The 10,682-nt window shown below is 73.2% G+C and carries 7 protein-coding genes; 5 read left to right on the top strand and 2 right to left on the bottom strand.

What is annotated here, in order from left to right; translation table 11 throughout:
* Nucleotides 1-45 precede the first annotated feature (45 nt).
* Nucleotides 46-2,142, bottom strand: a complete 2,097-nt coding sequence (locus AC1DY2_RS08440) for an elongation factor G (RefSeq protein WP_476762010.1) — start codon at nt 2,140-2,142, stop codon at nt 46-48.
* Nucleotides 2,143-2,307: 165 nt separating this feature from the next.
* Nucleotides 2,308-5,865 (bottom strand): HYR domain-containing protein, encoded by a 3,558-nt coding sequence (locus tag AC1DY2_RS08445; RefSeq protein WP_476762011.1) that lies wholly within the window; start codon nt 5,863-5,865, stop codon nt 2,308-2,310.
* 202 nt (nt 5,866-6,067) lie between these two features.
* On the opposite strand from AC1DY2_RS08445, the gene cofD reads away from it, so the two are divergent.
* The 5 genes from cofD to AC1DY2_RS08470 all read left to right on the top strand — a co-directional run.
* Complete coding sequence (gene cofD / locus AC1DY2_RS08450) at nt 6,068-7,102, top strand: 2-phospho-L-lactate transferase (protein ID WP_476762012.1); 1,035 nt, start codon at nt 6,068-6,070, stop codon at nt 7,100-7,102.
* Nucleotides 7,103-7,154: 52 nt separating this feature from the next.
* Nucleotides 7,155-8,180, top strand: coding sequence for an NAD-dependent epimerase/dehydratase family protein (locus AC1DY2_RS08455; RefSeq protein WP_476762013.1), 1,026 nt, complete (start codon nt 7,155-7,157; stop codon nt 8,178-8,180).
* Between the two features lie 32 nt (nt 8,181-8,212).
* Nucleotides 8,213-9,151, top strand: a complete 939-nt coding sequence (locus AC1DY2_RS08460; protein ID WP_476762014.1) for an EamA family transporter — start codon at nt 8,213-8,215, stop codon at nt 9,149-9,151.
* 156 nt (nt 9,152-9,307) lie between these two features.
* Nucleotides 9,308-10,318 carry a putative F420-0 ABC transporter substrate-binding protein gene (locus AC1DY2_RS08465; protein ID WP_476762015.1) on the top strand — a complete coding sequence of 337 codons (1,011 nt, stop codon included), beginning with the start codon at nt 9,308-9,310 and terminating at the stop codon, nt 10,316-10,318.
* Nucleotides 10,315-10,682 (top strand): iron chelate uptake ABC transporter family permease subunit (locus tag AC1DY2_RS08470; protein WP_476762016.1); only part of this gene is annotated, 368 nt, incomplete at its 3' end. The genes AC1DY2_RS08465 and AC1DY2_RS08470, both read left to right, overlap by 4 nt.

Raw genomic sequence — 10,682 nt, forward strand, 5'->3', positions numbered from 1 at the left:
GGCCGGGTGAGCGGGCGGGGCGCGGGGCGGGCCCGCGGCATCCGCTCAGGCCGTGACGCCGCCCGGGGCGCGAGCGTAGCGGTCGGGGGTGATCGAGAGCTCGGCCTGGCCGCCGGTGATCGAGCGGAGGTCGAGCACGTAGCGGGCGAGCTCGGCCTCGGGGACGTCGGCGATCACGCGGGTGCGGCCGTCGTCGGTGGTCTCGGTGGCGCTCACGCGGCCGCGGCGTCCGGACAGGTCGGTGAGGACCGTGCCCTGCAGCTCGGCCGGCACCGTCACGGTCACGACCGACACCGGCTCGAGCAGTACTGTGCCGGCCTCGGCGAGCGCGGCCTTCACGCCGATCGAGGCCGCGGTGCGGAACGCCATCTCCGACGAGTCCACCGAGTGCGACTTGCCGTCGAAGAGCTCCACCTTGACGTCGACGACCGGATGCCCCTGGGGGCCGCCCGTGGCGAGTGCGTCCCGCGCGCCCTTCTCGACGGCGGGGATGTAGGTGCGCGGCACGGCACCGCCGACGACGGAGTCGACGAACTCGAAGCCACTCCCCGACGGCAGCGGTGAGACGCGCAGGTGCACGACCGCGAACTGCCCGTGGCCGCCCGACTGCTTCTTCAGCTTGCCCTCGACCTGGGCGTGTCCGGCGATCGTCTCGCGGTAGGCCACCGGCGCCGGCGAGGTGGTGACGTGCACGCCGAACACGCGGGCGAGCCGCTCGACGGCGACCGCGAGGTGCATGTCGCCCAGGCCGCGCAGCACGGTGTGGCCGCCGGTGCGGTCGATGACGAGCGTCGGGTCCTCGGCGACGAGCCGGGTGAGCGAGGTCATGAGCTTCTCGTCGTCGGACTGCGTCGCCGGGGCGAGGCTCACCGCGAAGACCGGCTCGCGCCGCGGCAGCGGCAACGGACGGGCGACGCCGTTCGCCCGCGTCCAGAGCAGCGACCCCGACGGCGACCCGGTGAGCTTGGCCACGGCTCCGACCTCGCCGGCCCGCAGCACGTCGGCCGGCACATGCTCGGCGCCGCGCAGGCGGAAGAGGCCGTGGATGCGCTCGTCGGCGCCGGTGGTCGCGTTGTGCAGCCGGTCGCTCGGACGCACGACGCCCGAGAGCACCTTGAACGTCGAGACCTGGCCGACGAACGGGTCGGCCACGGTGCGGAACACATGCAGCAGCGCCTCGCCGTCGGGGTTGGGCGCGACGGCCAGTTCGGTTCCGGATGCCGCTCCGCCACCGTTGCCGCCGCCACCACCGCCGCCGGCCCCGCCGAGCACGATCCGGCTGTCGTGCCCGCGACCCGAGGGAGCGAGCGCGCACACCAGGTCGGCGACCCGGTCGACGCCGGTGCCCGTCACGCCGGAGCAGACGACGACCGGCACGGCCTCGCCGCTCGCGACCTCCAGGGCGAGCGTGCGCTCGAGGTCGGGCGCCGACGGCTCCCGGCCGTCGAGGTACGCCTCGAGCTGCTCGTCGTCGTGCGACACGATCTCCTCGGTCACGTCGACGTGCATGCGGTGCTCCTCCGCCTCGGCCTCGGCGGGCAGCGGCTCGTCGTGATGCCGGCCGGTCTCGTCGTAGACGAGCGCCTGCTCGCTCAGCACGTCGGCGATCGCGCGGAACGCCTGCTCCTCGCCGAGCGGCAGCTCGAGCGCCACGAGCCGGTCGCCGAACGCGGCGTGCAGGTCGGCGAGCACCCGGCGGAAGTCGGCGCGGGCCTTGTCCTCCTGGGTCACGGCGATGATGCGGGGCACGCCGGCCGCCTCCGCCGCGGCCCACGCCGAGCGAGTCCCCACGGTCACGCCGTCGACCGCGCTGACCGTGATCACCGCGACATCCGCCACCGACATCGCGGTGTCGACCCCGCCGACGAAATCGGGATGGCCCGGCGCATCGGCCAGGGTCAGGTCGTACTCGACGCCGTCGGGCCCGGTCCACTGGAAGTACGCGAGCGCGAGGCTGAGGCTCATGCCCCGCGCGACCTCCTCGGGGTCGTGGTCGCAGACCGTGCTGCCCTGCTCGACGGTGCCGGCGCGCGGAATGGCGCCGGCTCGCAGCAGCAGCGCCTCGGCCAGTGTCGTCTTGCCCGAGCCTGCCGCGCCCACGAGGGCGACGGTGCGGTGGGTCGTGGTGGGTGCCGAGTTCATGGGGCCTCCCGCGCCGGTGCGGTTCTCCCGTCCATCGTGGACCCGTCGCGCGATGAACACCAGAGGGTGGCGCCGAACTGTGAGATGGCTCGGTCGATCGCGGTCGGTCAAGCGGGGCTCGGATGCCGCGCGCCGCCGCCCGCAGCATCCGGAACCGTGCGCTCGTCAGCGTCGACCGAGGCGGCGCGCTCCGATCCGTGCGGCCGCGGCGCCGGCCAGCAGCAGGGCCAGTGCGGCGACCAGGGCGCCCTGCGTCTCGACCCCGGTCGACGCGATGCCCGAGGTGGAGCCGGTGCCCGTGGTCGAGCCGGAGCCGGTACCGCCGCCGCCCGAGCCACCGGGCGTGCCCGGGTCGCCGGGTCCGCCCGGGCCGGGCTCGGTCGTCTCGTTCACCGTGATCGTGAACGTGGCGGCGATCACCGCGAAGAGCATGACCTCCTCGGGCGGCGCGGAGTCGGTGGCCGTGCAGGTGATCGTGGTCACGCCGATCGGGTAGAGCTCGCCCGAGGCGTGGTCGCAGCTCACCGTGATCGGGGCGACGCCGCCGGTGGTGGTCGGCGGGTCGAAGACGACGGTCACGCCCGGCTCGCCGGGAGGCGCGTCGACGACGATGTCGTCGGGCACGTCGATCGTGAGCGGATCGGGCTCGTCGACGAGGAGCGCGTATCGCACGGTGTTGTCGGTGGACGTCGACGCAGCACTGGGATTCAGGGCGGCATCCGTCGCGACGCCGGCGGCGATCGACGCGGTCAGCACGCCGTCGCTCGTCAGCCCGGCCACCGACACCACGTACTGGCCCGGCGCCCCACCCGGCGTGACCGTCGCCACCGGGGTGCCGGTACCGGTGAAGGCCAGCGTCAGGTCGGCATCGGTGAACCCGACCACCGGCTCGCTGAACGCCACGTCGAACACGATCGGCAGCACCGTGGCCGGATCCACCTGCGTCGCACCCTGGTTGATCGTCACCGTCGGCGCCGTCACGTCACCGTCGTCGAGGTCGAACGTCACGGTGTTGTCGGTGGACGTCGACGCAGCAGAGGGATTCAGTGCGGCATCCGTCGCCACCCCCGCAGCGATCGACGCCGTGAGCAGGCCATCGCTCGTGAGCCCGTCCACCGAGACGACATACTGGCCCGGCGCCCCGCCGGGCACGACAGTTGCCGCCGGCGTACCGGCACCGGTGAATGCCAGCGTCACGTCAGCCGCGGCGAAGCCGACCACCGGCTCGCTGAACGCCACGTCGAACACGATCGGCAGCACCGGCGCCGGATCCACCTGCGTCGCACCCTGGTTGATCGTCACCGTCGGCGCGGTCACGTCGCCGTCGTCGAGGTCGAAGGTCACCGTGTTGTCGGTGGACGTCGACGCAGCACTGGGATTCAACGCGGCATCCGTCGCCACGCCCGCGGCGATCGACGCCGTCWGGAGACCGTCGCTCGTGAGCCCGTTCACCGAAACCACGTACTGGCCCGGCGCCCCGCCGGGCACGACGGTTGCCGCCGGCGTGCCGGCACCGGTGAATGCCAGCGTCACGTCGGGAGCGGCGAAGCCGAGCACCGGCTCACTGAACGCCACGTCGAACACGATCGGCAGCACCGGCGCCGGATCCACCTGCGTCGCACCCTGGTTGATGGTCACGGTCGGCGCCGTCGTGTCGGGCTCGTCGACGGACTCGTACGTCACCTCGTTGTCGGTCGACGTCGATGCCGAGTTCGCGTTCAGCGCGGCATCCGTGAACGCCCCCGCCGCGATCGACGCGGTCAGCACGCCGTCACCGGTCAACCCGGTTACCGTCACCGTGTACTCGGTCGGCGAGCCGCCGGGCACCAGCGTCGCGACCGGCGTGCCGGTTCCGCTGAACGCGAGGTCGACGTCGGTCGCGTCGAGCCCGACGGCCGGCTCCGAGAGCTCGACGTCGAAGGCGATCGGCAGGGTCGACGTCGGATCGACCTGCGTCGCGCCCTGCTCGACCGTCACCGTCGGCGCCGTCGTGTCGGGGGGAAGGTCGTCGTCGCCGATGGTGACGAGCGCCGACGGATCCGACGACGTCAGCGAGTAGCCGGGTGGATCGGCGGGCAGCGTGACGGTGACCGTGTAGGTCTCGCCCGGGTCGTACACGGCGTCGGCGAGCGCGTCGACGGGGATGTCGACGCTCGCGGCATCCGCGGGCACCGACACCGTCGTCGCCGCGAGCGAGGTGTAGTCGACGCCGGCCGTCGTCGGCGCGACGGGTGCGGTCGACACCGTGAGGTCGAACGCCGGATGCTGCGCCGGCGTGATCGTGACGGGCACCACGCCCGTCGCGCCCTCCGGCACGGGCACATCGGTCGGCAGGGTCACGTCGATCCCGGTGCCCTCGCCGACCTGCACCACGACCTTCTCGACGGTGGGCACGTCGTTCGTGTCGAGGTCGAAGCCGAAGAACGGGAGCTCGATGCCGTACGGCGGGTCGCCCAGGTACTGCAGCGGCAGGCCGTTGTTGCCGAGGTCGGAGATGAGGAAGCGCACCGTGCACGTGGCATCCGTCAGCGCACCCGCGTGGAACTCGACCTGGTCGAGCGCGTAGTTCAGCGCCTCGATGCTGTCGGAGCCGCTCACGACTCCGGCGAATGCACTGTGCGGATCGCTCGGGTTGCCGGTGGCGAACGGCAGGTTCTTCACGTCGTCGGGGATTGCGGCCATCGCCCCGTCGACGATGAGCTGCTTGTCAGCCTCGTACGCCGCGAACTCGGGGTCGGCGGGGTCGGGCGAGACGGCGAAGTCGAGGGTGTCCCCGAAGAGCTGCTCGAGGTCGTCGTAGATGGTGAACGGCGAGGCGCGCATGGAGAACGCCCCGCAGTCGGCCCAGGCGATGAGCAACCAGGCGTCACCCGGCCCGTCGATGGTGTCGTCGCCGTCCTGCTCGTCGTTGTCCTCGTCCTCGACGAGCCAGTCGTCGCCCGGTGTCGGCGTCGCGCTCAGGTACTGCGGGTCGGGAGACGCCGGGTCGACCGGGATGACCGCACCGGGCACCGTCACCTCGGGGAAGTCGTTGAGCCCCTGCACGCGGATCTGGATGTCGGCCTGCGCGGAGCCGAGCGCCGGGTCGCCGGGCACGAGCGTCACGCCGAGCGTCTCGGGGTTCGATCCGTTGTAGGAGTAGGGGTCGTCTGAAGTGCCGTCGTCGTCGGAGTCGTCGTCGGGCGTGTAGACGAGGGTCTTCAGCGCGTCGTTCACCTGCTGGGTCGTTCCGATCACGGCGACGATCGGCGCAGGCAGGTCGCTGAGCGCGCTCTTGTCGCGCACGAGGGCGCCGCTCGGCAGTTGCAGCACGTCGATGCTGCTGTCGGAGTCGTCGACGACCGAGGGCGCGTCGCTGAAGTCGAGCGTGCCGTGCGAGACGCTGAGCTGCACGGCGGTGCAGCCCGAGAGGTTCCACGGGTCGGCGTTGACGCAGCCCGCCTCGGCCGATTCGACCGCGATGGTGCGCACGTCCTGCGAGATGAGGTCGGTGCCGCCGTCGAAGGCGAGCTCGCCTTCGGGCACGACGGTCGGGAAGCCGTCGGGAAGGCTCACCGGCAGCGACCCGGCAGGGGCCATATACAGCCGGGTCGGCGGGTCGACGAACGACGGCGCCGCCGCCTGCGCGGGCACCACCAGCGTGAGGGCGGCGACCGCCCCGAGTGCCGCACCGAGTGCGACCGCGCGGATGCCACGCCGCCGTCGCGGCGCCCGGTCGCGCATGAGCCACCCCATCGTCATACGTCCCCCCGGTCGCCGACGCGAACTGCTGCGTTCGGGGGACACGCAACCAGTCCGCGACGCCGCCGTCAAGGCGAACATGAGAATCCGTCGCCGTTGGGCCGCCCCACTTCGGGGTACGCGTGGGCGCGGCGGTCGGATGGACCGCGCCGGCCGCCCCTCCGCGCGCGGGTAGCGTGRCAGGGTGCGGATCACAGTGCTCGCGGGCGGCGTCGGAGGGTCGCGCTTCGTGCGCGGGGTGCGCGAGGAGTGCGCGCGGCGCTGGCCCGATGGGAACGGCGGCTCGGCGGCATCCGTCACCGTCATCGTGAACACGGGCGACGACCTGTGGCTCGCGGGCGTGCGGCTCATGCCCGACTTCGACTCGCTGCTCTACTCGCTCGCGGGCGTCAACGACACCGAGCGCGGCTGGGGTCGCGCCGGCGAGACCGAGCGGGTCGCCGCCGAACTGCGGGAGTGGGGCGTGGGCTGGCCGTGGTTCACGCTCGGCGACCTCGRCCTCGGCACGCATCTCGCCCGCACGGCCTGGCTGCGGGAGGGCGCGACGCCCTCCGAGGTGGCCGCCCGCCTGCAGCTCCGCTGGCCGCTCGGCGTGCGGCTGATGCCCGCGACCGACACCGAGGTCGACACGCACGTGCTCGTGGCCGACGCCGATGAGCTCGACGGCGAGCGCGAGATGCACTTCCAGGAGTGGTGGACCAGGTACCGCGCCGCCCTGCCGGCCATCGAGTTCCGCCAGCGCAACCTCGACCACGCGCGCCCGGCGCCGGGCGTCGTCGAGGCGATCCGCGGCTCCGATCTGGTGCTCGTCGCCCCGTCGAATCCGGTCGTGTCGATCGGCACGATCGTGTCGGTCCCGGGTATCCGCGAGGTGGTCCGCGAGACGCACGCACCGGTCGTGGGCGTGTCGCCGATCATCGGCGGCAAGGTCGTGCGCGGGATGGCCGACGCCTGCCTCCCGGCGATCGGCGTCGACACCACGGCCGAGGCCGTCGGGCGGCACTACGGCGCGCGCTCGGCCGGGGGGCTCATCGATGGCTGGCTCGTCGACGACGCGGATGCCGCGGCCGTCGAGCCGCTCGCGGAGACCGGCCTCGTCGCCGCATCCGTGCCCCTCTGGATGCGGGACCTCGACACGTCGGCGGCGCTCGCGGGACAGGCCATCGACCTCGGCKAGCGCCTGCGCGACCACGCGACCGGGCGCGAGTCAACCCGGTGATCGACGCCGCCCGCTGACGTAACGTGCATCGGGCGACGCGATCGGAGGGCCCATGCGCCTCGTCATCATCGGAGCCACCGGCAACATCGGAACGGCAGTGCTGCGCCGACTGCGCGAGAGCGAGGCAGTGACCGAGGTGGTCGGCGTCGCGCGTCGGCAGCCCGAGTCGCGGTCTGAGCCGTATCGCGGTGTCGACTGGCGCGCGGTCGACGTGTCGCAGCCCGGCGTCGCGCCCGAGCTCGCGTCGATCCTCGAGGGCGCCGACGCGGTGGTGCACCTCGCGTGGCTGCTGCAGCCCAACCACCGCGAGCGCGAATTGTGGGCCACGAACGTCGACGGCCTGCGGCGCGTACTCGCCGGGGCGGCCGCTTCGAGGGTGCCGCACGTCGTCGTGGTGTCGTCGGTGGGCGCCTACAGCCGGGGTCCGAAGCACACCCGCGTCGACGAGAGCTGGCCGACCGGCGGCATCCACACGTCGCACTACAGCCGTCACAAGGCGGTCGACGAGCGGCTCCTCGACGAGTTCGAGGCGGAGCATCCCGACGTGGTGGTCACGCGCGTGCGACCCGGGCTGGTGTTCCAGCGCGGGGCGGCGAGCGAGATCGCGGGACTCTTCGCCGGCTCCCTGCTGCCCGTGCGGTGGCTCGGCCGGGTGCGGATCCCCGTCCTCACCGTGCCGTCGCAGGTGATCTCGCAGGCGGTGCACGCCGACGACCTCGCCGACGCCATCGTGCGCATCGTGGAGCAGCGCGCGGGCGGCGCGTTCAACGTCGCCGGTGAGCCGGTGCTCGACCCGGCGGCGCTCGGCCAGGTCGTCGGCGCGCGCTGGGTGGTCCCCGTGCGGCTCGCGGTCGTGCGGGCCCTCATGTGGATCACGTGGAAGCTGCGCCTGCAGGCCTCGGATCCCGGGTGGCTCGACATCGCCGCGAACGTGCCGGTCATGTCGACCGAACGGGCGCGGTCGGTGCTCGGCTGGAGTCCGCGGCACCGCTCGACCGACGCGATGCGCGAGGTGCTCGACGGCTTGGCCGACGGCGCCGGCGTGGAGGCCTCGCCGCCGCTCGCACCGCGGGCGTAGCGGATGTCGGCGGTGCGCGTCAGACTGTCGCGGTGCTGCTGATCGTCGTGCTCGCGCTCGGGGCCGCGCTGCTCTACGGCATCGCGGACTTCTTCTCGGGCGTCGCGGCACGGCGCATCGCGGTGCTCGCCGCGACGACGATCAACTACGCCGTCGCGACCGTCGTGCTGGTGATCGTCGTGCTGACGGTCGGCGGCGTGTGGTCGCCCACGGYGATCGCGAGCGGCGTGACGGCCGGCCTCCTGGCCGCGGTCGGGTTCCTCACCTTCACCGCGGCGCTCGCCGCCGGGCCGATCTCGCTCCTGACGCCGCTCATCGCGCTGCTGAGCTCAGCGGTGCCCGTCGTGGTGGCCCTCGTGCTCGGCGATCACCTCGCGCCCATCGCGTGGGTCGCGGTCGTCGTCGCGATCCTCGGCTCGGTGCTCATCGGTCTCGAGCGGCGGGTCGACGCCCGAAGCGCGAAGCCGCGCACCCTGCTGTTCGCGGCGATCTCGGGCCTGGCGTTCGGCTTCGCCACGGTGGCCCTCGACCTCGCGCCCGCCGACGCCGGCATGGTGGCGGTGTTCCTCGACACCACCTCGGGTCTCGTGCTGCTGCTCGTGCTCGTCGGCCTGGCGCGCGGGGTCCYGGCGATGCGGCGCGCGATGGCAGTGCTCGACGCGCATCCGGTCGACGACGAGCCGGCGTCGACGCCGGGTTCGGCTCAGCGCGACGCGGTGCCTCCGGCCGACCCGCGACGTCGCGCCCGCCTGCTCGCCGGTGCCGCCGGCCTGCTCATCGGCGGGGCCAACGTGCTGCTCATGCTCGCCCTGCACGAGGGCAGCGTCGCGGTCGTCGCCGTGCTCGTGAACCTCTATCCGGTCGCGACCGTGCTGCTCGCGTGGATCGTGCTGCGCGAACGCATCAACGCCGTGCAGGGCACCGGCGTGGTGCTCGCCGTCGCCGCGTCGGTGATGCTCGGCCTCGTCTAGCGGCGAGCCGGCCGCCGAGGCCGGCACCGCCGGCCGTCGCAGGTCTACGATGGACACGACCGCCGATCTGGATCTGATCGGTGCGTGTGGCCCGGGATTGGGCCGCGAGTCCCCGACTTCGTCGGAACGTCACTTGCACACCGTCCCGGAGGCCCCATGCCCACTCGCATTCCCGTCGCCATCGTCGCCCTGCCCCTCGCCGCCCTCCTCCTCTCCGGCTGCGCGAGCGGGTCGACGGCCTCGCCCGCGTCACCGGCCGGCTCGGGCGAGACGTATGCCGCGGCATCCGGCTACCCGCTCACCATCGACAACTGCGGCACCGAGGTCACGTTCGAGCAGGCTCCCGAACGCGTGGTCACGATCAAGTCGTCGACGCTCGAGCTGCTGCTCGCGCTCGGACTCGAGGACCGCATCGTCGGCGCCGCCTTCACGGACGGCCCCGTGCCCGACGAGTTCGCCGACGCGGCATCCGGCATCGACATGCTCTCCGACAAGGTGCCGTCGCAGGAGGTGACGCTCGCGGCCGAGCCCGACCTCGTCTTCGCCGGGTGGGAGTCGAACCTGTCGGCCGAGGGAGCGGGCGATCGCGACACGCTGGCGAAGCTCGGCGTCGCGAGCTACGTCGCCCCCGCGGCGTGCAAGGGCGAGGGCTACATGCCGAACCCGCTCACCTTCGACGAGGTCTTCGCCGAGTTCGAGGAGGCGGGCGCGATCTTCGGTGTTCCGGATGCCGCGGCCGACCTGGTTGCGACGCAGCGGGCCGAGCTCGACGCCATCGAGCCGAGCGATGCCGGCCTCACCGCCCTCTGGTACAGCTCGGGTGACGACACGCCCTACGTGGGCGCGGGCATCGGCGCGCCGCAGATGATCATGGACGCCGCCGGGCTCGAGAACATCGCCGCCGACGTCGAGGACACCTGGACGTCGATGGGCTGGGAGGCGATCGTCGCCGTCGACCCCGACGTCATCGTGCTCGTGGATGCCGCGTGGAACACCGCCGAGCAGAAGATCGCCCACCTCGAGTCGAACCCGGCGACCGCCGCGCTGCCCGCGGTGCAGCAGGGGCGCTACCTCGTCGTCGACTTCCCGGCGACCGAGGCCGGCGTGCGCAACGTCGGCGCCGTGTCGTCGCTCGTCGACCAGCTCGGGGAGCTCGACCTGCGATGAGCGCGACGCGGGCGGAGGCGGAGGCGGGTGCTGGTGCGGCTGCTGCTCCGGGTGCGGGCAGCGCGGGCAGCGCGGGCACTACCGGCACCGTGGGCACCGTCACCTCAACGCCGCGCCCCCGCACCGGCCTGCGCACGGGCGCGTGGGCCCTCGCCCTCGGCGTGCTGCTCGCGGCATCCGTCGTCGTCGCCGTCACCATCGGACCCGCCGGACTCAGCCCCGCCGACGTGTGGGCCAGCGTGCTGGCACACCTCGGCATCGGCGAGCCGACGCTGAGCCCGCTGCGCGACGGCATCGTGTGGGAGCTGCGGATGCCGCGGGTGCTCGCGGCCGCGGCGGTCGGGGCGGGGCTCGCGCTCTGCGG

The organism is Agromyces sp. P1_H4, assembly GCF_056405255.1.